We start from the raw sequence: 25,241 nt of genomic DNA, 5'->3' as shown, positions 1-25,241 counted from the left end.
CCGGCAAAGTCGTCAGGTGATGCCGGGTAGGGCCAGCGGCCGGTGCTGTCGCGGGGTAGTCGCGCTGGGAAACGTGTTGCGAGCCGGCACCGCGGCTGGCACCGTCCTCCTTCTGCGCCTGGACCCACTGTTGTACGAGGCCGCGCTTGATCAGCTCGAACGCCGCTGGCCGGTCGGGACGCCCGGCGGTGCCGGGGCCGTGTATTTGGACGACGGCATGATCCTCACCAGCGTCGGTCTCGACAACGTCAACGGAGGGGTGACGCTCTGCGGCGAGACGGGAGCGATCTGCCAGGCATACACCCTCAACCGTCGGATCACCGCGTCGATCTTCTTGTACCGCGAATCCGGCGGCGAGCCGTACGTGATGGCACCCTGCGGTACATGCCAGGAACGGCTCGCGCTGTGGGGCCCAGACGTCGAGGTGGCCGTCCCCGACTCGGACAGCCCGGCCGGTTGGAGCGCGCGTACCCTCGCCGACGTGCACCCCTACTACTGGGCAAAGGTGTTCGCCGGAGGCGAGTGGCCCCCAGCCAGCCTGCACATCGAGCCCTGAACAAGTCGTCCCCGGGGCACTCCCGGGCCAGGGCCCCGGTAACGTCGTGACGCTGTCCGACTTGAGGCTTCTGGAGTAGAAGCGCCGGCGTTGGTGGCAGCAAGACGGGCATGACCGGCTCAGAAGATCATCAAGGTTCCTACGCCACGGTGATCGATCCGAAGTGAGTCATGCCCGCTCTGCCGTCATCGCTGATCTCGTCTTTATCCGTTGCACCGGCTCTGACCGTGTCCGAAACCGCTGGCGGGCTGACCACAGCACTGGCCGGGGTGGCTGATCCACGGGCTCGGCGCGGCGTGCGGCATCGGTTGTGCGTGGTGGTGACCGCGGTGGTGTGTGCCGTGGTGGCCGGCTACCGCTCGTACTCCGCGATCGCGGAGTGGGTGGCCGACGCCCCGGACGAAACGGCCGAGGCGCTGGGTATCGCCGCTGACCGGCGCCCGTCGGAGGCGATGATCCGCCGGTTGCTGCAGGCCCTGGACCCGGATGTGCTGACCACGGCGATCAGCGGCTGGCTCGTCGGCCGGGCCACGACCAGCGCCTCAGGCGTCCGGCGGGCGATCGCGGTCGACGGCAAGACGCTACGGGAATCCCGCACCGCCGTCGCCGCCGCCGATCACGTGATGGCCGCCTGTGATCAGGGCACAGGTGTGGTCCTGGCCAGCACCGACGTCGACGGCAAGACCAACGAGATCACCCCGCTTCCAGCCGTTGCTTGACCAGATCGGCGACCTGCGCGACACGGTGATCACCGCCGACGCGCTGCACTGCCAGCGCGACCACGTTGCCTACCGCGCCGAACGCGGCGCGCACTGGATCCTGACCGTCAAAGCCAACCAACCCCACCTGCACACCCAACTCGCCAGCCTGCTCTGGCGGGCCGTTCCCGACGCCACCCGCCACGACGATCGCGGGCACGGCCGCCGCGAGATTCGCACGTGCAAGATCCTGACGATCTCCACCGGCATCGACTTCCCGCACGCCGCCCAGGCCATCCAGGTCCGCCGCCGAAGACGACGCCTCGATGACCCGAAACGCTTCACCACCGAGACCGTCTATGCCATCACCGATCTGCAAGTCCACCAGGCGAAACCGGATCAACTGGCCGCGTGGATCCGCGGCCACTGGTCCATCGAGAACAAGCTCCACTGGGTCCGCGACGTCACCTACGACGAAGACCGCAGCCAGATCCGAACCGGCACCGGACCACAGGTCATGGCCGCCCTACGCAACGCCGCCATCGGCGCCCTACGCCTCGCCGGAGTCACCAACATCGCCGCCGCCAACCGGCACCACGCCCGCGACAGCAGCCGGACACTGACCCTCCTCGGCATCACCTAACGACTTTGCCGGGACCCTGGGTCGCTGCCTCGGCCGCTTCCGACGATAGGCGCCGGAACAGTTCTCGCAGCGCCACGCTGGCGGCGCGGACCGCGTCTTCAGCCAGGTCGGCACCCGCGGGGGTCAGGTGGACCCAGGCGGAACGCCCGTCCATGGTGTCCGGGCTGCGTTCCACCAGGCGACGCTTGGCAAGGTCCTTGAGCACCTTCGTGATGCCGCTCTGGTGCCATGATCTCGCTGATAGGTGTTTCTCGGGGTTGTCTGTCTCAGCGGGTCGACCGACCGAGATAGCCGTAGCCGCTGAGCGGAGTGCGGGCGCGTCGGCAGATCCGGAACGACGGTGACCTGCACCGACGTCACCTTCGGCGACGAGCGCCTCGCGGCAGAAGGATGGGTCGACGCGAGCAGCCCGCTGCCGAGCCGACCTGTGCTCGGGTGCGGGGCCATCGGGATCGGCGCTCTACCATCCGGGTGTGCCGACTTACGAGGAACTGATGGAGCTGAGTCGTCTGCCGGATCCGTCTACGCTGCTGTTCGGCGCGCGGTCGGGCGCGCCGACCGAGGGCGAGCCGGGCCGCCGCGAGGCGGTCGGGCACTGGTCCTTCCTCGCGGGCCGTGCCGGCCACACCGTCACGCCGCTGGCCACGCGTTCCGGGCACGGCAGTGCGACGTACTGCGGTGACGTGGATGTCGACGGGCTGGTCTACCAGGTGCACCGTGGACCACGCCGGCGGGTGGTGCAGGGGTGGATGGACGCTGAGGGCGCTTGGCAGGGCAGGTTCGTGCTCGACGACGCGATCTGGGCGGTACCTCTACCGCCGGAGCCGGAGCCGGTCGACTGTCCGTGGTGCGCGGGCGGCCCGCCGGACACGCTCCGGCTGGCTGGTTGCGGGCCGGTCGACGGTGTCTTCTCGGTCTGGGTGGCCGAGCACGCGGATGGCACCGGGCGCGGGATCGTCATCCAACACGACCCGGGTGAGGATGAGCCCGACACCGTGTGTTTCGAGCCCGCCCACCGGGTGGTGGAGGCTGGCCTGCGCGGGTGGGCGTTGTCGGACGACGAACTGGCCCTGCGGTTCACCGAGGATGCTGCCGGCGAGTTGGAGATCTCCGACGTTGATGGGTGGCTGCGGTTCCGGCTCGCGGTGGGGCCGGCGGCGCGGCTTGACTTGCAGGCCGGGCTGGAGAGGACACTCCGACAGTCCATCTGACGGCCCCGCACGCCTCTGGTTACGTCAGTCGCGGCCAAAGACGCTTCAGATCTGCTCGACGGGGCCATTCCCGACCGCCGTCTGCTCGATTTGCCGATCGTCGCGGCTACCGAAGGCACCCGGACCCGCGTGGAAGAGGCCGATGAGCAGGACGCCCAGCGCGCCGGCGGTGAACGCCACCCAGGGATACCGTGCGGCGTTCACCCAGTGCGTCCCGATCCCGGCGAAGACCAGTCCCGCCCAGCCGGCGATCAGGTTCGGAATCGGACCGTTGCCAAAGACGCAGGGGTAGCAGCGCCGGGTGATGCCGCGGATGAAGTGTGGCACGCCGTTGCCGCCCACAATGCCGACGAGCAGGCTAAGAGTCAGCGTCTGCCACATGCAAGGCTCCCATTCGTCGGCGGAGGCGCTGCGCTGGGATCAGTCCCATGGACGGTGGTGATGGTGACGCATCCCGAGTCGCACCGCCCGGCAGTTCCGGAGCGGCATCCGCGCATCGGTTGGTGGGGAAGCGGCGCCGCGGTACGACAGCGACACCACCGACGTGCTCTGGCAGCAGCTCGCCCACCACGCCCGGGAATGGGAGCCCGCCTGGGTTGTCGGCGCTATCGGCGTCGCGCTACCCGCCCTCACGCACCTCGCCGCGAAGATCAGCCGCGGCAACTCCCGGCACGCGGAGGATGTCGACTCCGAGGTCCTCGCCGAATTCCTTCAGGCTCTGCGTACGGCGGACCTCGCCCCACCCCGGCTCTGGCTGCGACTGTGCTGGGCCGCGTGGCGCACCGGCTCCGTCGTCGTCAACGCCCACGACGGCGAGGGACTCCCACCGCATCTGACCACCGGTTCGCGGTCGCCGAAGATGCCCTACGGGCATCCCGCCCTGCTCCTCGGCTGGGCCGCCGGTATTGGTCTGACCAGCACCGACGCCGCCGAACTGATCAGCGCTTACCCGCCTCGGCGACGTACTGATCGAACAACTGGCCGCCGAACAGGGCGTGACGTCCTCCGCGCTTCGGATGCGGCGCCGGCGCGCCGAACGTGTCGTGGCCGCCGCCGTGCAGCGCGGCGACCTTTCGAGCGTGACGCGTCCGTCCCCTGGTGGTACGGGAAGTGCTGTCCGTCCTACCTATCCGCCGCTCGTGGTGCGGACGTAGGACCGGAGATTCATGAGATCAGACTGCCTGTTCCGCAGACCTCGGCACATGGCGGTCCAGCAGCGGAAACACCTCTCGTCATCTCGCATCACTCCCGTGCTGTCGGTCGGCCCTCTTGCGGATTGAATGTGGAATGCGGGGTCGGGCGGCACGGAGCTTGACGTTGTCGCAGGGATGCCTGGTCACGACGGTGGCGCATCATGACTCACGTGCCGCAGGATCGAAGCGGGACTCAGATCACCACCGGGCGTGGATGAGGGTAGCCGTGATCGATTCCGTGAAGAGCGACGCCGTTGTGATGTACACCAGCCGAGGCCGCAGCCCGTTCCCGTGGGGTGATCCGGCCGCCGTGCGAGCGCTGGGCGCCGGGGAGGAACTGCTGCGCCACATCGAGGGGTTGGTAGAGGAGATGTACGAGGCGTTTCCCCTCGCGACCAGGGACCCGGATCTCAGCAACGCGACGGAGACGGTAGAGCGGGGGATGGCCGTACGGCATCCTGAGCTTGATTCGAGGGCCGTCGAGGCCCTGGCTTGGATGTGGAGCTACAGCGCGTGGAAGTAGACGCTCACCTCCTACCGTCGCTTCCCGAAGACATCCCGTTCGCCGTCGACCCGCACATCGTGGAGCGGGTCTGCCCCAAGGCGGCGCCAAGGTGGAGCGCCTTCCGAAGAATCACCAGCGCCGGTGCCGATTCCCCGGTTCCTCGTCGACGAGTTGGCCGCGCATGTCGCCGGGAAGCGGCGTGAGGATCTGGTGTTCACCGTGCCGAACGGCGGGCCGATGCCTAACACCAATTGCCTCGGATCTTGGCGCCGGCTGCGGCGTCGGTTGGGTTGGCGGGGCTGGCTCCGCACGACCTGCGGCGCGCTGCGGCGAGTCTGGCCGTGGCGGCGGGTGCCAATGTCAAGGCGGTGCGACGGATGCTCGGGCATGCCTCGGAGTCGATGACGCTGGACGTGTACGCCGGGTTGTTCGGTGACGACCTGGACGCGGCTGCCGGGCGATGGCCGCCTCGCCGCCGGTAACCGCCAGCCGATGCACCTCCACCGCCTGGACGATCGTAGGCCTGCGGCCAGGAGGCGACGACCCCGTCGGGCCTGCGCTGTCCATCGGTTGGAGCAACCTCCCTGCCTACAGTGCTGCGCTTCGGCGGGCCACTTGCTCCGCTGCCTTCTCCACCCGATGGCGCGACGCCCATGCCGATCCGCGGACGTGACGGCACCACATCAGTCCGTGCACGCTGCCACACCCCGTCACTAGCGAACAATCGCACATCGGACACTAGATCCAGCACCTGTGGTCTAGCGTCACGCTCCGAACGGTTTCCGGGACCCGATCAGGATCCCCCCTGTCAACACCCCCTCAATGATCCGAATGCGGGTGGGCTGCGTCCTGCGGCCCTCGGCGCTCCGGGGTGGCGCGAACCCGAAAACCTCCGTCCGGGCGGGGCTGTCTCGCTAACGGCACCTCTCCGTGTGGAGGCGTTGGCATCAGGGAGGTCTCCAAATTGACGACGGTGCGGCCCGGCTCTCCCACCACCCCTTCGTGCACTGGATCGTCCTCCCCGCCCCTCCCCTCGCCGGCTGCGCCGTGCTGATCGCCCTCACCGCCCCCGGCGGTCCCGCCGACTGGCTGGGGGCGCCGCCATGACGACCACCGCTCCTCCGAGCCGCCCCACGCACAAGTGGGAGGAATATCGATCGCCCTGTGGCGCGTTAAGGACTACCGTGATCGTCATGTTCGGCACCGTCGGCGTTGTGCGGCCCGCAGGTCTTCACCTGCCGGGCGCCTGCGGCGTGTGCGCATGGCTGGCTGATACCCGAGTCTGACCCTCCTCCTGCTGCGGCAGAACCACGGAGGAGGGTGGCCCGGTGCTCCCGGCGTCGTCTCCTTCACGGGTGTCGCCGTGACGCGCGGTTCTGGCGCGGTTTCCATGCGGGGTGGCAGCCCGCCCGCGTTCGTCTTCCGCCAGCTCATCTTCCCCACTGGGTGGAGGCTCATCATGGCCAAGAGCCAGTTCGTGCGGGCCAAGCCGCACCTCAACATCGGCACGATGGGTCACGTCGACCACGGCAAGACGACCCTCACCGCCGCCATCACGAAGGTCCTCGCCGACCGCGACCCCACCGTGAACCGGATCGTGTCCTTCGACGGCATCGACCGGGCGCCGGAGGAGGTGTCGCGGGGCATCACGATCAACATCGCGCACGTCGAGTACGAGACCGCGACCCGGCACTACGCCCACGTGGACATGCCCGGCCACGCCGACTTCGTGAAGAACATGATCACGGGGGCGGCGAAGGTCGACGGGGCGATCCTGGTCGTGTCCGCGCTCGACGGGGCGATGCCGCAGACCCGTGAGCATGTTCTGCTCGCGCGGCGGGTCGGGGTGCCCTACCTGGTGGTGGCGATGAACAAGGCCGACGCGGTCGAGGACCCGGAGCTGCTGGACCTGGTCGAGCTGGAGATCCGGGAGCTGGTGTCCGAGTACGGGTTCCCCGGACAGGAGGTGCCGGTGGTGCGGGTGTCGGCCCTGCGGGCCCTGGAGGGCGACCCGCGCTGGGTGTCGTCGGTGGTGGAACTGCTCGACGCCGTCGACCGGTACGTGCCGGTCCCGGCCCGCGAGCTGGGTGAGCCGTTCCTGATGCCGATCGAGAACGTGCTGACGATCTCCGGGCGGGGCACCGTGGTGACCGGCGCCATCGAGCGGGGCACGCTGCGGGTCGGGGACCCGGTGGAGGTGGTCGGTCTGGGCCCAACGCTGTCGACGGTGGCGACCGGGTTGGAGACCTTCGGCAAGTCGCTGGCGACCGCCGAGGCCGGGGACAACGCCGCCGTGCTGCTGCGTGGAGTCAAACGCGAGCAGGTGCAGCGCGGCCAGGTGGTGGCGCTGCCGGGCAGCGTCACCCCGCATCAGCGGATCCGGGCCAGGCTGTACGCGCTGACCTCCGCCGAAGGCGGACGCCACACGCCCTTCTTCGCCAACTACCGGCCACAGTTCTACGTCCGCACCACCGATGTGGTCGGCTCGGTGGACCTCGGTGACGTGACCATGGTCCTGCCGGGTGACACCGTCGACCTCACGGTGGAGCTCGGCAAGCCCATCGCGATGGACGTCGGCCTCGGCTTCGCCGTCCGCGAAGGCGGCCGCACGGTGGCCGCCGGCACCGTTACCGAACTGCTCGACTGAGCCGCGTGCGAGGGCTCTCGACCGAGAGGGCCCTCGCACGCCGGCGGGACCGGGTGGCCAGGGTCCCGCACGCCGGCTGCTCATCCGGTGACCCAGCCGGGGTGACCGGGTAATGGCGGACCAGCTCAGTGGAACGTGACGCCCAGTCGGTCGCACAGGGCTGCGGCTTGCTGCGGCGTGGCGAGGACCATGATGCTCTCGTAGATGCGGCGCGGCTCGCGTTCGAAGCGGACGTCGTACCAGGCGCGGGGGTCGTCCTCGTGGGCCGTTTCGGCGATCGCCTGGGAGGCGGCCGCATGGTCGTAGTAGTCCTCGGCGTAATGCTCGGCGGGGATCGACACCGGTCGGCCGTCGCGCTCGAACTCCAACCGGTCGTCGCGGCCGTCTTCCAATTCCCCGGCGCCCTCGACGATCCGGACGTTGCGGATGGCGACCCGGTCGCCGGCCACTTCGGCGGCCCGTTCCAGCAGGCCGCGGTAGTCGGTGTGGATGGAGTCGATGTCCTCGGCATGGATGGAAACCGCCACGCCGAACTCCTCGAGGGCGAGCGCCGCCTCGTACTGGCTCAACGGGACGTCGAGGTAACCGTCGGCGAGGACGCGGCGCACCGTCGCCGCCGACACCATGCCGATCTCCTGAAGGATCTCGCCCAGTCGGACATAGGTCATCGGTTCGGCGGTCGGCACGGACAGAAGTGTTCCAGACCCGATCAAGGACGCCAACTGCCGGGCAGCCACCGCCGAAAGCCACGCCCACCTCAACGCAGCCGCCGGCTTCCAGCCCAACAGAGCCGGTTCAGTGCGGCCGGCGCCGCGATGCCATGCCGTCGTGTTCTGCTGTCATTCGTCGTCCGGCGGGTCGGTCGTGGACGCCCGGACCCGCCGGACCAGCGGGACCAGGGCGCCGGCGTTGACCAGCACCAGGCCGATCAATTCGAGCACGCCCCCAAGAGCCAGCGACCGGTGCTCGTTGAGACGAGCACCGAGTTCGTTGGTGAGTAAGCGCGTCCCGAACTGGATGTCGGAGGCGATCAGCAGGAAGACGACCAGATAAGCGCCGGCGGGCAGCAGCACCCAGGCCAGCAGCATCGGCCGCCGCAGGACGAGGGCGACCACGACCAGCGCGACCACCACCGCGGCCAGCACGGCCACGTACAGGTCGTCCTCGTTGAACAACACAGGCCGGTAGCTGCGCTGCAAGCCGAACACATCGTCGACCCGTACGGTGGCGAAGGGCATCGCCACCAGCAGGACCAGCAGGCCGGCTCCGATCAGGGCGAGCGCCGACCGCACGGGCGCGAACACCGGTCCGCCGTCTCCGGAAGCCGCTGCCAGGACCGATGGCGGTGGCGGTTCCGAACCGGGTGCCGCAGCCGGTGTCGACCGTTCGGTCTGCGCCGGCTCCTCCGCCGCGTCGGTCATGATCAATCCCTCCCGAGCCGGCTGCCCGGTACCAAAGCGGATCCCAGGGCCGCCGCACAATCTCCCGTCGATGGCGGTGAGGTGCGCGCCGGGCGCGATCGAATGGACCAACGGCACGACCGCGTCGCCGCCTCCCGCGGGCAGCTTCCACCCCGAGCCGACGGCCGTCAAGGTCGTTCTCCATGAAGAGCATCAGGGTCGCGGCGGACGAGCCCCATGTGGGCCGACGGCGACGGGTATCCCTGAGCGCGCTCGGCGTTCTCCTTCGGGCTGACCTGGCGCGAACGGCAGGCGGCGGACAACCGGGACGCCCGCCACCCGTCGCAGAGGAACGTTAGGCGCCGGTCACGGACAGGAAATCGTCTATTTCGATCCGGATGGCTCGGATCTCTTGGGCCTCGGTGGTCTCCAGCGGGGTGCACGCGCTCCATGCCTGATCTAGGAATCGGTGAGCGACCTGTCGCTCGTCCCGGTGAGACAGGCCGAGCCCGGTGAGTGCGCGCACCTGCTGGGTCGAGTCTTCGGCCGAACGCGCCGCCAACAACGCGCGACGCAGGAGAACCGTCGCCTCGCCCATCCGCCCGTCGGCCAACAGGACGCGGGCCAACCCGTTCAGTGCGCCGGCTTCGCAGCGGCGGTCGTCTATGCTTCGCGCGATTTGCGTCGCCTGACGGAAGCACCAGACCGCGCGCTCGTCGCACCCCGTCAGCCGGTACAGCTCACCTAGGTTGATCAGGACGGCGCACTCCCCGTACCGGTGTCCGCTGGCGCGCGCTGCCCGCAACGCCTGGTCGAAGCAGTGCCATGCCTCGTCATACCGGCCGAGCCGCCGGTATGTGGCGCCCAGTCCGTCCTGGGCGGCGGCGGCAGCCTGCCAGTTACCGATGTGCAGCAGGCCTGCGATGGCCCGAGCGTGGTGCTCAATCGCCTCGTCGTACCGGCCGAGGCCCGCGTACAGCGCGCCGAGCGCCGTGAGGCTGGTGCCCAGCAGCAACGGCACGTCGATCTCCAGGCAGAGGGCGATGGCCTGCCGTAGATGGCTCTCCGCCGCGGCCACTCGGCTCATGTTCATGAACAGGATGCCGAGGTTGCCCAGCACGCTGGCCTCGCCGACGCGGTCGCCGACGGCTCGGAACAGCTCCAGCGACCGGGTGAAGTGCTGCAGCGCCAACTCGGTCTCGTTGACCCGTCCGTACATCACGCCGATGTTGCGAAGCGTCAGGGCCTCTGCGCGGACGTCGCCGAGCTCACGCGCCGCGTCCAACGCCAGGTGGTGCACCCGCGCCATGTCGGTGTAGGAGCCGCGGAGTTCGAGAAAGCGGCGGATGGTGCTGGCCAGCCGTACGACATGGTGCGGATGTCCGGACGCTGCCGCACGCTCGATGGCTGCGAGCAGGTTTGCCCGCTCCATGCGGAGCCACCTCATCGCTTCCTCTGCCCGGGTGAATGGAGCGGGAGCGTCGCTGGGCGGCGCCGCGAGATCATGCAGATCCATGGGACGGATCGTGCGCATCGCCGCGGAGGCGGTGATGAGGTAGTGGTCCAGCATCCGGATGATGGCGGGACGGTCCTGCGGGAACTCACGCGCGTACTGGCGCAGGAGGTCGTGCATGACGAACCGGCTCTGCCCCACTTCCATGATCAGGTTCGCCCGGAGTAGGTCACGCAGGAGCCGTCGGGTGGTGCGGATGTCCTCGCCGAGCAGCGCCATGGCCGCGGCTTCCCCGAATTGCTGTCCGGGGTGGCTGCCGAGCAGCCGGAAAGCGCGTGCCGCATCTTCGGCCAACGAGCGATACGACCAGGACAGGACCCCCCGGACGGCCGTCGAGTCGTCGTCACCGGTGTCCAGGAGGTCCAGCCAGCCGGGACCGCCGTCAGCCTCGGCCATCAGGGCAGCCAGCGGGGTACGCGGCCGGGATCGCACGGCCTCGGTGGCCACCCGCAGCGCCAGCGGCAGGAAGGAGCACCGCTGGGCCAATGCCAGCAGCGTGTGCCGGTCCACCGACGCCCGCTGGCCGAGCAGGCGTTCCAGCAGACGTACTGCGGCTTCGGCGGGCAACGGCGCGAGGTCTACCCGAGTCGCACTGTCGCGGGCCACCAGAGCGGCGAGCTTGTCCCGGCTGGTGATCAGGGTGGCGCAGCCCGGTCCGGCGGCGAGCAGCGGCCGCACCTGCTCGCTGGCGGCCGCGTTGTCCAGCAGGACGAGGACCCGCCGGTCGGCCATCGCGCTGCGGTACGCGTTGATGCGTTCCGCCAGGGTGTAGGGCGCCGATGGGACGCCGACGGCGCGCAAAAGGATCTCCAGTGCCTCCGCCGCGTCGAGCGGCCGGTCCGGTCCGAAACCCCGCAGGTCGAGGTAGAGCTGACCGTCCGGGAATTGCTGGCTCATCCGGTGCGCGCAGTGCACCGCGAGGGCGGTCTTGCCCACGCCGGCGGTTCCCGAGATGCAGCAGGCGCGACCGGCTTCCTCGGTGGACGGATCGAGGGCGGCCGACACGGCCGCCACCTCTCTTTCGCGTCCGATAAGAGCCGCGATGTCAAGAGGCAGTTGGCGAGGTGGGTCGGGTCTGGTCGTCGCCTCGGCGGTGGCCGGTGGACGCTCGCCTGGCCATTGCCGGGTCGGCACTTCGTTACGCAGGATCGCAGCGTGGATCTGGGCCAGCCGCGGCCCGGGGTCGGCGCCCAGTTCTTCGATCAACCGCTCGCGGTATCGGGCGTACCGATCCAACGCCTCCGCTGAGCGCCCCTGCATGGCCAGGGCTTGGAGAAACGCCGCGAGCAGGGGTTCGACCAGCGGGTGCCGCTCCAGGAAGATCGGCAGGCGGTTCACCACCGAGTCTGGACGCCCGCAGGCGAGTTCGGACTCCGCCCAGTCGGTCATCACCCCGACCTGCTGCTCGGTGAGCGCCGCCCTGAGGTTGGCCGCCCAGGCGCCCGCCACGTCGGCCAGGGGCTCGCCGCCCCAGACCTCGATGGCCTGGCTGAACAGTTCGGCGCGCTCTGCCGGATGGGTCGTTTGGCGCGCGCGGGCGATGGATGCGGTGTATCGGGCCAGATCCACGGCCTGCGGCGATGCCCGGAGCATATAGCCGCCGGATCCGGTGGCGATGTCCAACGGCGCTCCACGGCCCGTGATGCCCCGCAGCACCTGGCGCAGCCGGGCAACGTACGAGTAGAGGGAGGAGCGGGCGCCGGCGGGCGGATCGTCCCAGAGCCGTTCCATGACCGTCCGAACCGGCACCGGGTGGCCCACGTCGATGGCGAGGGCGGCGAGCAGTGCCTTCTGTTTGGCCGGGCCGAGCGCAACCGCGCCACCATCAGCCCGCACCTCCACGGGACCCAGCAGCCGCACAGTGACGGCCGGCCGGTCCACGTGGGCAGATGTGCTCGGCTGATCCGTGCTGGCCAGCGCCGCCTCGGTCGATGTCCATTGCGTCATGTCATCCCCCGTGCGGATCCCGCCGGTCGCCCCGTGACGGCGACGGGTCCCGCGAAGCCCTACCTGTACCAGATGGTACATCGAGCCGGAACACCGTCTCGGAAGACGCAGCAGTCCACGGCCGGCCGCGGTCAGATTGACTCCCGCAGGGTCGATCAGGGCGGTGATATTCCGTGGAATGCCCAACTGACCCCGCGGCGGCTGTGCGCTTATCCGCGATCCCGGCGCCGATCCGGACCTGCTGAGCCTCTTCCGCGCTCGCCCGTCTCGAAGTCGGCCTGCAGCCAGCGGCGGACCGAGCCGTACATCGCCATGGATCCAGCCGTAGCGATCCACGCAGCTGGCCCCCTACGCTTCGGGGGCCGCCAGCTCGAGCTCCTCACGTCAGCGCGCCCCCCACTGCCCGTTCAAGGCCCTTTGTCCGTTCGTGGTACCGGCCGGGCACTCCTTCGGGCATGATGCGATCGTGATCAGCGACGTCCATCGGCTCCAGCGCGCTTTCGACGAAGCCGAGTCCGGTGGCGACACCGACTCATTGACCAGCTTGTTGGCCGAAGACTTCCGGTCGATCGGGGAACAGGGCTATGTGCTGGACAAGGTCGCGTGGATCGGCAAGTTCGCCGAGTTCTCCTACACGAACCTGCAGAGCAGCGACGTAGAGGTTGCCTTCTATGGCCACACGGCGATCGTCCGGTGCGTGCAGCGCAGCCACTCGACCTGGCGCGGTCAGGAGATGTCGTTGGCCGTCCGGGTCAGCCAGACCTGGGTCGAGCTGCCCGAGGGCTGGCGGCTGGCTGGCATCCAGTTCAGCTCTCTGGGCGACTCATGACACCGGCGTCGGACCGGATGTCACGGGGACTGGGGGAACGCCGGCGGCACCGCTGCACGTGCAGCTGGGCCTGGTCCAGCAAGCGTCGGCATACGGCGCGGCTCCGCGCTCGAAGCGTCCGGATCTAGCCGAGAACGGTACACATCTCATTGCTCGTTCCGCGGCGTCGATCAACAGGCTCGATCTTCGGTCAGGGCGATTGATCTCATCTGCCGCGGCCGGGCGGCAGCCACATCCACCGGATGCTTGTCGCGGGCGACGGACCCGCGTCGCGCGGACGACCCGACGCGGCACCCTCCCCCGACGGCGCCCGTGCGGGCCTTTGCACATTGGCCTACCTGGCTCTGCGCCGGAGCCCGCACGCCGACAGCAAGCGCGGATCGCTGCCGAAGAGCCCTGAACCGCTGGGTTGAGTATCGGTCACCCAGCCGAGCCGTCGCGTCTCGGCGAATTCCTACATCCTGGCGTTCGCGATCCGCTCTGCCACACCGACCAGGTCAACCACACCCCGCGTGTCGACACACACCACCGGAGCGACGCCCAAGGGCTCGGCCTCCCTCTCCCACTGGGCCCAGGCGTCGGCGAGTTGCCGCCGGTCATCGTGGATCCGATGTCGCTGCCGGGCCGCGAACCGCTCCTTTGCGACGTGGGCCGGCACGTCGCACCACACCTCGACAACGGACGCCGGACCGCATCGCCGCAGTCCGGCGACGACGAACGGCAGATCTCGGGATTTGAACCACCAAGACTCCAGCATCACTCCACCAGACATGGCCGCCGCCAGGGTCCACATCATCTCGCCCGCCGCCGTTCCCAAGGCCCGGCCCGCAGCCGCGGGCACGACCTCCGCGACAACCTCCTTGATCACGTCCTTGCAGATCAGCGGCATGCCCAGCACCGGCGCCAACCGGGCCGCCAGCGTGGACTTTCCCGAGCCCGGCAGGCCATTGACAAGGATCACATTCCGCATCCCGCAATGGTCTCAGGACACCCTGCCCACCCGCCCTCGCGGATCCGCCACGTACCCGGATTCACGGGCCGGAACCTCGGGTCGGTTCCCCGGCGAAGCCGACGTCCACGCCTCGACGTCACCCAGGCCGCCTCACCGGCGAGGCGAACTTCTACCGGCTCCTGCCGCGCGGGGGTTGAGCCGCTCACCGCGATCGGACAGGCAGCGGGCGTCGACCGGTGATGGTCAGCAGGATGTCCTTGACCGGCATCTCCACCGGTTGGCCGTCCCCGATCCGTACGTCGGCGTCGGTGCCCCGTAGCTGGATGCCCGTCAGATCGACGCCGAAGTAGGACAGGCCGCGCGGGTTGGCGTTGTTCAGGACCAGGGCGACCCGCTCGACGGGCGGCGCCGGCAGACCCAACGGTTCGGTGATGTCCAGGCCGTGAATGGTGTCGTGGCTCAGCGCGCCGGCGGGGCCACCGCCCGGCGGCCGCCATGGGTGGGTGACATTGGCCCGCAGGATGGCCACGAGTTCCGGCCCGGACATCCGGGCGGCGTCCCTGCGGGCGGCTCGGTCGGCGTACCGGTTGAAGGAGAAGCCGGCCGCGACCAGCCCCAGCACCAGGCTGGGCAGGCTCGTCCGGAACGGCATGGTGATGTGCGCGACGACCTCACGTACCCGCCATCCCCGGCACAGGGAGGCCGTGTCCCACTCGTGGTCCTGAAGGCCGGCCAGGAGGCCGGCCAGTCGCTCCCGCTCGGCGCGGACGTGCGACGTGAGGTCTGGCTGGGTCGATGACATGAGCGGAAGCCTTCCGAGGTAACCGATGAGTCGCCTCTAATACGGCCGCCAGCCATAGGATTCATCGCTCCCCGGCAAACTGGGGCCTCGCGATCCCAGAAGACCGCCGCGAAACGGTCACCGAAGCCCAAAAACATCAGGATCTCGTTGATCCGCCTGAAGGTCCGACCGACTTGATCTTGTGGCAGGATCGCGGGATGCTGCGACTGACCGACTTCATCATCGACTGCCCGGACACGATGAAGCTGGCGACCTTCTACTCCGAGGTGACCGGGCTCCCGGTCAAGGAGGACAGCAACGAGAACTGGGCCGGTCTCCGGCTCGGTGAGCTCGAACTGGCCTTCATCCGGGTGACGGACTACCGCGCCCCGCAGTGGCCCGACAGCGAGCATCCCAAGCAGTTCCACCTCGACTTCGAGGTTGACGACATCGAGGCCGAACAGCGCCGCGTCGTGGGCCTCGGCGCGACCCTGCTGCGGGACTGCCTGGGCCCCGAGGGTTACGGCTTCCGCGTCTACGCCGACCCGGTTGGCCACCCCTTCTGCCTCTGCCGCAACAAGGGGGTCGTCTGGACCGCCCAGGGCCCCGTGTGGCCCGAGCACCACTAGGCAGGATCTACCCGTAGGTGTGGCAGTCGTTGGTCACGGTCAGGGCGGTGGCTCCCGCAACGGGCGCCTCCCCGTACCGGCTGCCACGCGGTCACGCCTCGCCACGATCATGGTGGGGGTGAAGGCCGTCTTTGTCCCGGTGGCGTGCCGAGTGTGACCGGCTCCGGGAACGCGAGGCATTCACCGCCGCCGGCGTCGTGGGCGCCCACCGCGCCATCCTGCCGGCTGACGCCGTCCGGGACGCCACAGCTTCCCTGTATGCCGAGGTCGCTCATCGTCTGGGCTGGCTAAGACTCGGGCGCTGTCGGCGCCGCAGTTGGCGAAGCTGGGCGACGAAGCCGGCGCGTGGGTGGCGCAGGACCGTACGCTGCCCGAGGTCATCGCCTCGTCGGGCCGCCGTCGGTCCTCGTCGTCGGCCGTGCGGGACGGCTACCTGGGGACGACCTGCCGCAGGGCCAGCGGCAGGACCCGGGATCCCGGTGTGTCGCCGTCGCTTCGCGCCGGTCAACCGGCCAGGTACCGGGCCGGCACCGCCTCGGTCAGCCAGACCCCGTTGGCGCTGCGGTAGAACAGGTGGCCGTCGCGGGCCATCGCGGCCGCGTCGACGGTGAGGACCACGACCGTACCGGCGCGGCGCGCGCCCACGCGGTGGGCGAGGTCGGGGTCGGTGGACAGGTGCACGTGGTGCCGGCGAGCACGGTGCAGGCCGGTGGCCCTGATCGCATCCAGCGCCGCCGTGGTGGTGCCGTGGAACAGGTGTGGCGGTGGGGCCTGCGGCACCAGATCCAGGTCGACCGGCACCGAGTGACCTTGGCTGGCGCGGATCCGTTCGATCCCGTCCGGTCCGCGCTCGATGGCGAAGCGCTGCTTGTCGTTGCCGGCCACGACGGCGTCAAGATCACCGCGGCTGATCCTCATCGCGGCGAGGAAGTCCTGCACTGCCACCCAGCCGGCCCGGTCCAGCACGAGGCCGAAACGAGCCGGCGCGTGCCGCAGCGCCAACGACATCCGCTTACTGAGGCTCACCAGGTCCCGCTGACGCACGCCGAACATCATTCCCGGGTGGCGGCGGCGCAGCCAACCGAATACCGACGGGTCGTCGCCCTGCGGCCGGCGGGCGCCCCGCTCGCTGTTGGCCCAGGGGTCACGCTGCCGTGCCCGGCCAGACGGTGACACGGATCCTCCACCCGTCGCCGTCAGCCTTGACGAACTCGACGTACGCTACGTGCAGGTCGCCCCGAGTGTGTACGCAGTAGCGGCTGCCCTTGGCATACCTGGAGCCGATGGTTGCGAAGCTGTTGAGCTGCGAGATGCACGCCTGCCGGCTCGGCGCCCCGGGCTTGTCCCACTTGGCCAGGCCGGACCAGATGGGAAAGCTCTCGATCGAGCCACCACCGTCATAAATGTCGATGCTTGAGTCTGGCCCGGTAGCGACTTTCGGCGGGTCCGCATCAAGGTCCACGCCGTTGTTGTTGAAGAGCAACTCGTAAGGGCCGGCCCCACGGGTCTCCCCCTGGGCGGCGGCCGACGGCTTCGTCTCCGAGGCGGCCGGCTGTGCGCCCGCGGTCAGGCTGACGGAAGGCGTGGCGGCCACCCCACCGGCCGGCGCATGCCCACCGGTCCCCGCACCGTGAACGACCTGGTACAGAAAGGCCGCGGCACCGACCAGTGCGGTGATCAGAGCGGCGACGGCGGTAAGAACCCCGGAAAGCGACTGCCAGAACGGTGTCGAAGGTGGACCGCCGCGCCGCTGATCGCCCACCGTTTGCCTTCCCCGCCTGTCGACGCACCGATTGTCACAAGGTACCCGATGCCATCGACGCCAGACGTGGTCGCAGGCCCCGGTTTCGAACCGGGCCTACCGCCGGTATGAGAGGCGGTTGAGCAGCCGATGCTCGCCTGCCAAGCTGCGCCACGACCCGTCGCGTCGGAATGGCCGGATTCGAGCCGGCGTCCCCCGGTCCCCCGGACCGGTGCGCTACCTGGCTGCGCCACATTCCGAGGTGCCCGGAGCCGACCGGTACATCGGGTGCTATCGACCCCGGCCGGCCCGCGGCCGGCACCTGCGGCCCGGCGGCGCCGGGCGCCGTCTGGCCGGTATCTCGCGTGTCGGCGGGTGGGCTCGAACCACCGGTTTCCGCCTTATCAGGGCGGCGTTCCGAACCTGCTGAGCTACGGGGCTTCCATGCGAAAGTCGTACCACCAGTCTTGTGAGACGATCCGGCCGTGGACTTTCTGACCGCGGTTGGTCTGGGGCTCGACTACAGTGATCTTCGATTCGGCAGGACAACCCAGGCATGGCTGGATGCCGGCGACAGGCTGAGGACCCAAGTGGCGGAAGCCCTCGATGGCTTTGCCCCGCAGGTGGAACTTGTCGGCTCCTCGTCGGTTCTCGGTCTCCTCGCCAAACCGGTAATTGATCTGGCCGTCGGCCTCACCAGCGGGTATCCGATGTCGTCCGTGACGGCAAAGCTGCAAGCCGCGGGGTGGATCTATCGAGGCGACGCAGGTGATCGGGGAGGCCACGTCTTCGTTCTTGAATGCCGGCCATGGCATCGAGTCGCCCATCTGCATGTTGTCGACCACAACGGTGATCAATGGCGAGCGTATCTGCGCTTCCGTGAGGTCCTTCGACGCAGTCCGACGGCCCGGGAACGCTATGAGGCGGTGAAGCTGCGGCTGGCCGAGCAGAGGCCCGTCGATCGGAGGGCATATACCGACGGCAAGACTGCGATCGTGACGTCGATCATCGATGAAGTGGACTCCTGCGCGGACGCACCGCCACGGATCCGGTCGGGTTGATCTGCGCGGTTCCCGCGCGTCCCGCTCCCGCCGCCGGCGGTCCCCATCCAGCTCCGCGAGGTCGGCGAGCCTGCGCGGATCGGCACCGAACTTGTCATTGACCCCCTGAGCGACGAGGACGCAGGCTCGCCCATCGGCGACGATGCTCGCCGGAGCACTCGTACCTCGGCGACGCCGCGAGCAAATGAAGGGTGTGGTCGGGGGAGTGAACGACGGCGACGGGATCACCGACCGCGCGGCGAGGTCCGTCGGGTGGCAGTGGCGGCGGCCGGATCGTCGGGCCACGGATGGCGGGGATAGCGGCCCCGCAGTTCGGCGCGTACCTGCGGATAGCCGCTCTTCCAGAAGGAGCCGAGATCCTGGGTCACGGCGGTCGGCCGGCCCGCCGGCGACAGCAGGCGCAGCACCACCGGCACCCGGCCGTCGGCCAGCCGGGGGACCTCGGGCCAGCCGAACACCTCCTGCACCTTGACGGCGAGTGCCGGCGCGGCGGGGTCGGTGTAGTCCACCCGGATCCGGGAACCGCTGGGCACCTCAATCCGCTCCGGCGCCACCTGGTCGAGCCGTGCAGCTTCGGGCCACGCCAGTAGCCGGCGGAGCGCGACTTCGACCGCGACGCGGCCCAGATCGGCGCGGTGGCGGGCCCGGCCCAGCTCCGGACCCAGCCACGTGCCGGCGCGGGCCAGCAGCGCCGCGTCGGACACGTCCGGCCAGGGCTCGCCGAGCGTCCATCGACAGAAGGCCAACCGGTCACGCAGCGCCACGGCCTCGCGCGACCAGGTGAGCAGGCGTAGTCCTTCGCGGCGAAGCCCGTCCAGCAGCGCGGAGCGCACCAGCTCCGGGTCCGGATCGGTCAGCGCGCGCTCGACCAGCGTGATCGCGCCGAGCCGGTCGATCCGGCGGGCCACCACATCCCCGTCGATCCACCCAACCTCGGTGGTCTGGCTGACCAACGCGGCCCCGGCGCGCCGGGCAGTCCCCTCGTCCACCGGGACGGCCAGCCGGATCCGGGCGGTCGGCGCTCCCGGCGTCCGGTCGGCGTCGGCGACGGCCAGCCACGGCGTACCGGCCAGGCCCGAACCGGGCGCCAGGTCCGCGGCGGTGCCACCGGCCATCAGGTACGCCGTACCGCCCGACCGCCGCGCCCGAGCGAGCCGTTCCGGGTACGCGAGCCCGACGACGAGCCCGACGGCCTGGTCATCGGGCAGCGAGGTGGCGGCGCGGTCCGGCACCATCCGGGACAGCCGCTGTACCTCCTGACGCCAGGCAGCCGGCGCGTCCTTCCGCCGGCCCCGCCAGGCGGCGACCAGGTCGTCGCCGCCGGTGGCGGGGGCGTCCTCGGCCAGCAGTGCCACCACCTCGGCCGCCCGGACACCGCCGACGGCGGCGGCGCCGTCCAGCAGCGCGCGGGCCAGCCGGGGATGGGTACCGGCCGCCGCGATGGCCCGCCCGCGTTCTGTCACGCGGCCCTCGGCATCGATGGCGCCGAGCGCGCGGAGGGTGTCCTGCGCGACCCGCAGGGCACCGGCCGGCGGCGGGTCGGGCAGGGCCAGGCCGGCCCCGTCCGGGTGACCCCAGAGGGCCAGTTCCAGGGCCAGCCCGGTCAGGTCGGCGGTGGCGATCTCCGGCTCGGCCCGCGCGGGCAGCCGCTCGTGCTGGGCCGGCGACCAGCACCGGTAGACCCGCCCCGGGGCCTCCCGCCCGGCCCGGCCCGCCCGTTGCGCCGCCGAGGCGCGCGACACCGCGACGGTGACCAGCGCGTCGAGGCCACGGGCATGGTCGGTGCGGGGTACGCGGCTCAGCCCCGAGTCGACCACCGCCCGTACCCCCGGCACCGTCAGGCTGCTCTCGGCGATCGAGGTGGCCAGCACGACGCGCCGGCGCGGGCCCGGCCGCAGCGCGGCGTCCTGGTTGGCGCCGGTCTGCCGGCCGTGCAGCGTGACCACGTCGACGCCCAACCCGGTCAACCGGCCGGCGACCGTGGTCAACTCGCGGGCGCCGGGCAGGAACACCAGCACGTCGCCGGGCCCGTCGGCGAGCGCCCGCCGGACGGTCGCCGCCACGTGGTCGAGCAGCCGCGGGTCGACCCGGGGGCCGTGGGTCGGCTCGACCCGCCCGGCCGGCGGGCACCAGTGCACCTCCACCGGGTACGTGGCCGCGTGCGCCTCGATGACCGCGGCGTCCAGCACCTGGGCGAGCCGTCTGGTGTCGGCGGTGGCGGACATCGCCACCAACCGCAGGTCCGGCCGCAGCGTGGCCCGGACCTCCGCGACGAAGGCGAGGGCGAGATCGGAATCCAGGTGCCGCTCGTGGCACTCGTCCAGGATCACCGCGTCGACGCCGGCCAGTTCCGGATCCCGCTGCAGCCGGCGGACCAGCACCCCGGTGGTCACCACCTCCACCCGGGTGGCCGGGCCGACGCGCCGCTCGCCCCGTACCGCGAAGCCGACTCGGTCGCCGACCCGCTCACCGAGCAGCGAGGCCATCCACCGGGCGGCCGCCCGGGCCGCCACCCGCCGCGGCTCGGCGACCACCACCCGCCCGGGCACCCTGTCGGCCAGGGCGAGCGGCACCAGCGTGGTCTTGCCGGTACCCGGCGGCGCGACCAGAACGACCACCCCGGCCCGCTCGATGCCGGCCCCCAGCGCCGGCAGCACCGTCCGGACGGGCAGACCAACGGTCGTCTCCGGCGGGGGAAGCATCCCGCCAGTGTCCAGGAGCAGCGGGATCCGGCCGCACCCGGGCCTCAACCCGGGCGACCAGCTACGTAGCACGGCCAGAGACGAGCCGGATCGTTCCTCGTTAGCTGAGGGGCCAGAGCCTTGAGGCTGCGGTCGCTACCGGTCGCGAGGATCTTGCCGTTGGGGCTGAAGGACCGGCTTCCATGAACTCACAGTCGCCGCTATGACAGTGCGTTCGGGACTGCCCGGGTCTGGAGATGTGTAGGTCGCCGATCACGCTGAGCCGGTGCCGACCAGCAATGCCATGCCGCCGAGGAGGCCGGAAGGCCGGCCTCCTCGGCGTGGCCGGTCAGGCGGCCAGCGTCGCGATCGACTGAGCCCACCGGAAGTACTTGTTGGTGCCCAGGTCCCGGACGGTCTTGATACCGAAGGCCTTGAGCAGCAGGTCCGCGTCGCCCTCAGACACGCCCTGAATCGCGGTGACCGGCGCGGCCGCGATGTCCTGGGCGCTCTTGCCCTCCCAGTCCTTCGACAGCTTCGCTTCGAGTCCCAGCATCTGTTCGCTCCTTCCGCGGCCCGTCGGGGCCATCAAGATGAGTACGACAACGTGCTCCTACCCGACGAGCACCCCTCACAATCAACGCGCAGGCGCGACTCGCGATAGAAGCGGACGCGGGTTGACCGTCGGTCCCGTGTTGATCGCCGGATGTCGGCCTTCGCGTCTGGGTCGAGACGCCCGCTTGGCGTGCCGTGGTAGCCGGTGGCTACGGTCGCACCATGGGCGAGCTCCTCACTTTGACCTTGACGCTGCAGCCGCGCGGACCGGCCGCGGCGTTCGTACTTTCAGACGAGCAGGTTTCCGCGGTGGGCGAGGGACGTAAGGCGTTCCCGGTTCGGGTCGTTGTCAACGGGGTGACCCTGCCATTGCGGCTGGCCCGCATGGGCGGGGAGAACATGATCGGGTTGGCTCGTGCGGCGCGGGAGCAGGCGGGTTTGACCATCGGATCGGCGTACCAGGTGGAAATCTCCGCCGACCTGGCAGTCCGCAGTGTGGAGGTGCCCGAGGACCTCGCCGTCGTGCTGGCCGGTGATGCCAAGGCCCGCGCAGCCTTCGACTCGCTCACATACTCGCACCGCAAGGAGTTCGTCCGCTGGATCAGTGAGACCAAACGGGACACTACCCGCGCCCAGCGGGTCGCCAAGACGGTAGAGATGCTGCGCGCCGGCCAGCACCGCTGAGACACCCCGGCCATCCGCACCCATGGCCTCCGATCACGGATCGTGACAAGCCCAGAGCGGCAAATGAGTGCGTGTCAGTCGGTGCGTACCGCTGCCGCTTGTAGGTGCTTACGGGTGTCTTCGTCGAAGGCGACAAGTCGTACCCGTTGGAGCGCCGTCGGTGTGGCCCTGATCGTTGCCAGGGCGATCTGGGCGGCCTGGTCGGCGGGGAAGCCGTAGACGCCGGTGGCGATCGCGGGGAAGGCGATGGTCCGGGCGCCGAGTGTGTCGGCGAGTTGCAGGCTGCGTCGGTAGCAGGAGGCGAGGACATCGGCCTCGCCGTGGTGACCGCCTTCCCAGATCGGCCCGACGGTGTGGATGACGTGCCGTACCGGCGGGTCGAGGTCGAACGCCGGGGTCGCCATCGCGTCGCCCGGCTCGCAGGGGCCGATCGCGCCGCCGGCCCGTGCCAGGCGAGGGCCGGCGGCGCGGTGGATGGCCCCGTCGACACCGCCACCGCCGAGCAGCGACTCGTTGGCCGCGGTGACGATGACATCCACATGCTCACGGGTGATGTCGCCCTGGACGATCTCGATCGCTGTCACAGCAGGATCCTGGCACGTCCGACGTCGCGATTACCGGCCCACGCGTTGGCCACCCCGACCGATCGGCGGAAGAAGAGTGCGCCCAAAGTCCAGTATCGAAGGGCCATACGCCGTCGGTCGGCCGTCCGGGCCGTAGCATCACGGCGTGATCCGCGCCCCGTTGCCTGCCTCGGTGGGTGGCCATTGGGCGGGCTTGGTCTATGAGGCGGATGGCCCGGCGCGTCCCGGGCTGCGCGTCGAAGTGACGGGCGGGCGTCGTCTGGTGCTCCGTCAGCGCGATCGGGTAGTGCTATTGGGCCTTCAGCGGGCCATGCATCGAGGGGTGTACTACGCCCGCACCGGCCGGTATCGCTCGCCGCTTCCACCAATCAGCACGGCGGAGGCCAGGCGGGTGCGGGAGACCAGTGCTGACGACGATACGTGGTCGGCACGCTGGACCCACCGATTCACCGACTTGCTCCAGGCAGCCGGCGATGGCCCGTTGTACGCCGGCCGCTGGACCCTGGCGTGGGGAATGCCGAGCTGGAGCGTCGCCGCCCACTGGCAGCGTCTCCCGACGGTTGACCCAGATCAAGGTCACATCACCTGGTTCGGTTACGGCGACCCAGTTGAAGACCAGCGGGACATCCTGCCGCTACGCCGGCTGGCACCACACGACGCCGCACGGGTGCGGTCCTACCGCCGCCAGGTCCGCGAGGGGGTCTTGCCCCCGGCGCTGCTGTGGTGGGTGAGCGGCCTCGACACACTGCTCGTGCTCGACGGCCATGACAGGATCGCGGCGGCGCTGGCCGAGCACACTGTGCCAGCGGTGGTTGTCCTCGCGCCAGCCCGTGGTCCTACATGGGCTGCAGGCGCCGACCGGCACATCGTTCGCCAATACGAGGGCCGCCTGCAGGCTCTGCAAACCGCCGCGAACCAGGGTGACGAACTGGCCATGGTTAACATCGCGAACATCACTCGCCGGTTCGCCAGTCAGCTCAACGACGTCGCCCGCAGCGAGGGCCGCACCCGTGCCTGGCCGCTGCCCGGCGGGAGGGCGGCCTGGCAACAGCAGGCAGCGCAGCTGGCACGCGACTGGACGATCGGACCAGCAGGGTAGGTGTAGGGGCGTCGCGACAACACGAGCACGGGTCCTGAAGCTTTCGGGCAAGCCGAAAAGGTCACCTGTCAGGAGACCCTGGACGACGCATTGGCTGTGAGATCGATGTTCCGGATCCTGAGAAAGCTGTCGTGGCCTCGACGCCACGGCGCAGAGACGTTCGCGAATTGAACGGTTCCGGCGCTGAATCGCCGCGGCCCACGACGCTGGCCGCCGGACCGGTCCAGCCCGGGACGCCGTCGGTTGACCACTTCCGAGTTCTCTGGGAGCTCACCGCCGACCAACTTGTCCGCATCACCCCAGGTCAGCGTCGCGCCCCCTCCCGCGGCGTCGGTGAACACCTCGGATGCGTTGACCACTTCGCCAGCCTGCACCCACCCTGCTCCCAGCCGAGAGGACAGGACGACTGCAAGGTCCTTACCGCCGTGACCTGCACATACTCCCCTGCCAGCGAATATAGGCTGACGTTGACTGCTGTTCAGCGCCGTTGAGTGCGTCTTGTGAAGCAGGACGAGCCGCCGACTCCCACCTGCGGAAACGCAAAGCCTCTGGTCGTGGTGGGTGCAGTTCGGTGCCGTCCAGTGCCGTTGGGTGCTGTTCGGTGCCGTTCAGCGCACCCCGTTGCTCCCATCCCGCTCCCCGTGTCAGGGGCGATTCTGACGGCTTAGATCAGTTGGAGGCACTTCAGTCGGGTCAGCGGATGGCTGCCGACTGACAGGCTGTCCGCCCTCGCCGGCGCGTCACGGACACACCCGCTCGGCGGTCCAGTCGAGCGACGTTCCGGTCGGCGAGCGCGCCGGGCGCGCCCAAGTCGATGTCACCAGGCTGGAATGTGGTCTCGTGGATGAACAGGGTTCGACGTGGCGCCGGCCTCGGCGTGCATCGCTGACTCGGGAGGGTGCCTTGTTCCTTATCGGTCAGGGTGTGGCGGACGGGTCCGAGTTGCCAGGTGCGAGTCGACCAAGGCCTTTGCGTCGGGTGGGGGTGGCGGTGAGGCCGAGCCAGAGCTGCGCGGCGATCCGCTTGACCGATTGCTCGTGCGCCGCAGCGCCGAGGTGATGGCATTCATCGACGATGACATGCCCATACCCCTGGGCCAGGGTGGCGACGTCGTCGCGCCGCGCGAGGGAAGACAACAGCGGCAGGTGGTCCCGAAAAGGCTATTGCTTCCTCGGGACCACCCGCCCGGTGTAGACCCGAACGGGTCAATAGAGGTTTACAGGGTGCCGCCGAGGTTGGCGGAGTTCCAGGTGTCGGTATACCACCAGTGCCAGAGGGTGGCGGTGGTGCCGCGTGCGTAGACGTGGTTCTGGCTGGCGGCGTAGTACGCGG

Annotated in this window: 27 protein-coding genes and 1 tRNA gene; 12 read left to right on the top strand and 16 right to left on the bottom strand. The window is 69.9% G+C overall.

The window, feature by feature from the left end; genetic code table 11:
- Positions 1–19 precede the first annotated feature (19 nt).
- From ACFFHU_RS25455 to ACFFHU_RS25445, 3 genes are all read left to right on the top strand, one after another.
- Complete coding sequence (locus ACFFHU_RS25455) at positions 20–556, top strand: cytidine deaminase (RefSeq protein WP_377343483.1); 537 nt, start codon at positions 20–22, stop codon at positions 554–556.
- 170 nt (positions 557–726) lie between these two features.
- A complete protein-coding gene (locus tag ACFFHU_RS25450; RefSeq protein ID WP_377342775.1) occupies positions 727–1,275 on the top strand; it encodes a transposase family protein in 549 nt (182 codons plus the stop codon).
- On the top strand, positions 1,268–1,897 hold the full coding sequence (locus ACFFHU_RS25445) for an ISAs1 family transposase (protein ID WP_377342774.1): 630 nt from the start codon (positions 1,268–1,270) through the stop codon (positions 1,895–1,897). Before ACFFHU_RS25450 ends, ACFFHU_RS25445 begins: the two co-directional genes overlap by 8 nt.
- Here ACFFHU_RS25445 and ACFFHU_RS25440 read toward each other — a convergent pair.
- Complete coding sequence (locus ACFFHU_RS25440; protein WP_377342773.1) at positions 1,890–2,102, bottom strand: winged helix DNA-binding protein; 213 nt, start codon at positions 2,100–2,102, stop codon at positions 1,890–1,892. The genes ACFFHU_RS25445 and ACFFHU_RS25440 overlap by 8 nt on opposite strands.
- Before the next feature lie 268 nt (positions 2,103–2,370).
- Here ACFFHU_RS25440 and ACFFHU_RS25435 point away from each other — a divergent pair, with 268 nt between their 5' ends.
- Positions 2,371–3,108 carry a hypothetical protein gene (locus ACFFHU_RS25435; protein WP_377342772.1) on the top strand — a complete coding sequence of 246 codons (738 nt, stop codon included), beginning with the start codon at positions 2,371–2,373 and terminating at the stop codon, positions 3,106–3,108.
- Between the two features lie 45 nt (positions 3,109–3,153).
- Here ACFFHU_RS25435 and ACFFHU_RS25430 read toward each other — a convergent pair whose 3' ends face one another.
- Positions 3,154–3,489, bottom strand: a complete 336-nt coding sequence (locus ACFFHU_RS25430; protein WP_377342771.1) for a hypothetical protein — start codon at positions 3,487–3,489, stop codon at positions 3,154–3,156.
- A 1,038-nt stretch (positions 3,490–4,527) separates the two neighbouring features.
- Between ACFFHU_RS25430 and ACFFHU_RS25425 the strand changes: the two genes are divergently transcribed.
- From ACFFHU_RS25425 to tuf, 3 genes are all read left to right on the top strand, one after another.
- A complete protein-coding gene (locus ACFFHU_RS25425; protein ID WP_377342770.1) occupies positions 4,528–4,824 on the top strand; it encodes a hypothetical protein in 297 nt (98 codons plus the stop codon).
- Between the two features lie 233 nt (positions 4,825–5,057).
- On the top strand, positions 5,058–5,288 hold the full coding sequence (locus ACFFHU_RS25420; protein ID WP_377342769.1) for a tyrosine-type recombinase/integrase: 231 nt from the start codon (positions 5,058–5,060) through the stop codon (positions 5,286–5,288).
- A 977-nt stretch (positions 5,289–6,265) separates the two neighbouring features.
- Positions 6,266–7,453, top strand: coding sequence for an elongation factor Tu (gene tuf, locus ACFFHU_RS25415; RefSeq protein WP_377342768.1), 1,188 nt, complete (start codon positions 6,266–6,268; stop codon positions 7,451–7,453).
- Between the two features lie 125 nt (positions 7,454–7,578).
- On the opposite strand, the gene ACFFHU_RS25410 is transcribed toward tuf, so the two are convergent.
- From ACFFHU_RS25410 to ACFFHU_RS25400, 3 genes are all read right to left on the bottom strand, one after another.
- A complete protein-coding gene (locus ACFFHU_RS25410) occupies positions 7,579–8,139 on the bottom strand; it encodes a hypothetical protein (protein WP_377342767.1) in 561 nt (186 codons plus the stop codon).
- Positions 8,140–8,292: 153 nt separating this feature from the next.
- Positions 8,293–8,757 (bottom strand): hypothetical protein, encoded by a 465-nt coding sequence (locus tag ACFFHU_RS25405; protein WP_377342766.1) that lies wholly within the window; start codon positions 8,755–8,757, stop codon positions 8,293–8,295.
- A gap of 451 nt (positions 8,758–9,208) precedes the next feature.
- Positions 9,209–12,313, bottom strand: coding sequence for an AfsR/SARP family transcriptional regulator (locus ACFFHU_RS25400; RefSeq protein WP_377342765.1), 3,105 nt, complete (start codon positions 12,311–12,313; stop codon positions 9,209–9,211).
- A 466-nt stretch (positions 12,314–12,779) separates the two neighbouring features.
- Between ACFFHU_RS25400 and ACFFHU_RS25395 the strand changes: the two genes are divergently transcribed.
- Positions 12,780–13,142 carry a nuclear transport factor 2 family protein gene (locus tag ACFFHU_RS25395; protein ID WP_377342764.1) on the top strand — a complete coding sequence of 121 codons (363 nt, stop codon included), beginning with the start codon at positions 12,780–12,782 and terminating at the stop codon, positions 13,140–13,142.
- Positions 13,143–13,596: 454 nt separating this feature from the next.
- On the opposite strand, the gene ACFFHU_RS25390 is transcribed toward ACFFHU_RS25395, so the two are convergent.
- Together ACFFHU_RS25390 and ACFFHU_RS25385 are read right to left on the bottom strand one after the other, a co-directional pair.
- The gene (locus ACFFHU_RS25390) at positions 13,597–14,112 is read right to left on the bottom strand and encodes a P-loop nucleotide/nucleoside kinase family protein (protein ID WP_377342763.1); all 516 of its coding nucleotides are present in this window, start codon (positions 14,110–14,112) and stop codon (positions 13,597–13,599) included.
- A 184-nt stretch (positions 14,113–14,296) separates the two neighbouring features.
- Positions 14,297–14,896 carry a maleylpyruvate isomerase family mycothiol-dependent enzyme gene (locus ACFFHU_RS25385; protein WP_377342762.1) on the bottom strand — a complete coding sequence of 200 codons (600 nt, stop codon included), beginning with the start codon at positions 14,894–14,896 and terminating at the stop codon, positions 14,297–14,299.
- Positions 14,897–15,093: 197 nt separating this feature from the next.
- Between ACFFHU_RS25385 and ACFFHU_RS25380 the strand changes: the two genes are divergently transcribed.
- On the top strand, positions 15,094–15,504 hold the full coding sequence (locus tag ACFFHU_RS25380) for a VOC family protein (protein WP_377342761.1): 411 nt from the start codon (positions 15,094–15,096) through the stop codon (positions 15,502–15,504).
- A gap of 504 nt (positions 15,505–16,008) precedes the next feature.
- Here the strand turns inward: ACFFHU_RS25380 and ACFFHU_RS25375 are convergent.
- From ACFFHU_RS25375 to ACFFHU_RS25365, 3 genes are all read right to left on the bottom strand, one after another.
- On the bottom strand, positions 16,009–16,548 hold the full coding sequence (locus tag ACFFHU_RS25375; protein ID WP_377342760.1) for an RNA 2'-phosphotransferase: 540 nt from the start codon (positions 16,546–16,548) through the stop codon (positions 16,009–16,011).
- Positions 16,549–16,648: 100 nt separating this feature from the next.
- On the bottom strand, positions 16,649–17,266 hold the full coding sequence (locus ACFFHU_RS25370) for a hypothetical protein (RefSeq protein ID WP_377342758.1): 618 nt from the start codon (positions 17,264–17,266) through the stop codon (positions 16,649–16,651).
- 165 nt (positions 17,267–17,431) lie between these two features.
- Positions 17,432–17,505: transfer RNA gene (locus tag ACFFHU_RS25365), tRNA-Pro, on the bottom strand.
- Between the two features lie 225 nt (positions 17,506–17,730).
- On the opposite strand from ACFFHU_RS25365, the gene ACFFHU_RS25360 reads away from it, so the two are divergent.
- On the top strand, positions 17,731–18,306 hold the full coding sequence (locus tag ACFFHU_RS25360) for a GrpB family protein (protein ID WP_377342757.1): 576 nt from the start codon (positions 17,731–17,733) through the stop codon (positions 18,304–18,306).
- A gap of 224 nt (positions 18,307–18,530) precedes the next feature.
- Here the strand turns inward: ACFFHU_RS25360 and hrpB are convergent, their stop codons facing one another.
- Together hrpB and ACFFHU_RS25350 are read right to left on the bottom strand one after the other, a co-directional pair.
- A complete protein-coding gene (hrpB, locus tag ACFFHU_RS25355; protein ID WP_377342756.1) occupies positions 18,531–21,008 on the bottom strand; it encodes an ATP-dependent helicase HrpB in 2,478 nt (825 codons plus the stop codon).
- A 328-nt stretch (positions 21,009–21,336) separates the two neighbouring features.
- On the bottom strand, positions 21,337–21,543 hold the full coding sequence (locus ACFFHU_RS25350) for a hypothetical protein (protein ID WP_377342754.1): 207 nt from the start codon (positions 21,541–21,543) through the stop codon (positions 21,337–21,339).
- 221 nt (positions 21,544–21,764) lie between these two features.
- On the opposite strand from ACFFHU_RS25350, the gene ACFFHU_RS25345 reads away from it, so the two are divergent.
- A complete protein-coding gene (locus tag ACFFHU_RS25345; RefSeq protein ID WP_377342753.1) occupies positions 21,765–22,226 on the top strand; it encodes a YdeI/OmpD-associated family protein in 462 nt (153 codons plus the stop codon).
- Between the two features lie 74 nt (positions 22,227–22,300).
- Here ACFFHU_RS25345 and ACFFHU_RS25340 read toward each other — a convergent pair whose 3' ends face one another.
- A complete protein-coding gene (locus ACFFHU_RS25340) occupies positions 22,301–22,810 on the bottom strand; it encodes an O-acetyl-ADP-ribose deacetylase (RefSeq protein WP_377342752.1) in 510 nt (169 codons plus the stop codon).
- Between the two features lie 145 nt (positions 22,811–22,955).
- Between ACFFHU_RS25340 and ACFFHU_RS25335 the strand changes: the two genes are divergently transcribed.
- Positions 22,956–23,909 (top strand): hypothetical protein, encoded by a 954-nt coding sequence (locus tag ACFFHU_RS25335; protein WP_377342751.1) that lies wholly within the window; start codon positions 22,956–22,958, stop codon positions 23,907–23,909.
- A gap of 68 nt (positions 23,910–23,977) precedes the next feature.
- Here the strand turns inward: ACFFHU_RS25335 and ACFFHU_RS25330 are convergent, their stop codons facing one another.
- From ACFFHU_RS25330 to ACFFHU_RS25320, 3 genes are all read right to left on the bottom strand, one after another.
- Positions 23,978–24,283, bottom strand: coding sequence for a hypothetical protein (locus tag ACFFHU_RS25330; RefSeq protein ID WP_377342750.1), 306 nt, complete (start codon positions 24,281–24,283; stop codon positions 23,978–23,980).
- Between the two features lie 543 nt (positions 24,284–24,826).
- Positions 24,827–25,045, bottom strand: a complete 219-nt coding sequence (locus ACFFHU_RS25325; RefSeq protein ID WP_377342749.1) for a DEAD/DEAH box helicase family protein — start codon at positions 25,043–25,045, stop codon at positions 24,827–24,829.
- Between the two features lie 80 nt (positions 25,046–25,125).
- A partial coding sequence (locus ACFFHU_RS25320; protein ID WP_377343482.1) for a hypothetical protein occupies positions 25,126–25,241 on the bottom strand: 116 nt, incomplete at its 5' end.

Origin of the sequence: Plantactinospora siamensis (assembly GCF_042434095.1) — a bacterium.
Classification (GTDB): Bacteria; Actinomycetota; Actinomycetes; order Mycobacteriales; family Micromonosporaceae; genus KBS50.
This window is presented reverse-complemented; position numbering and strand designations above follow the sequence as displayed.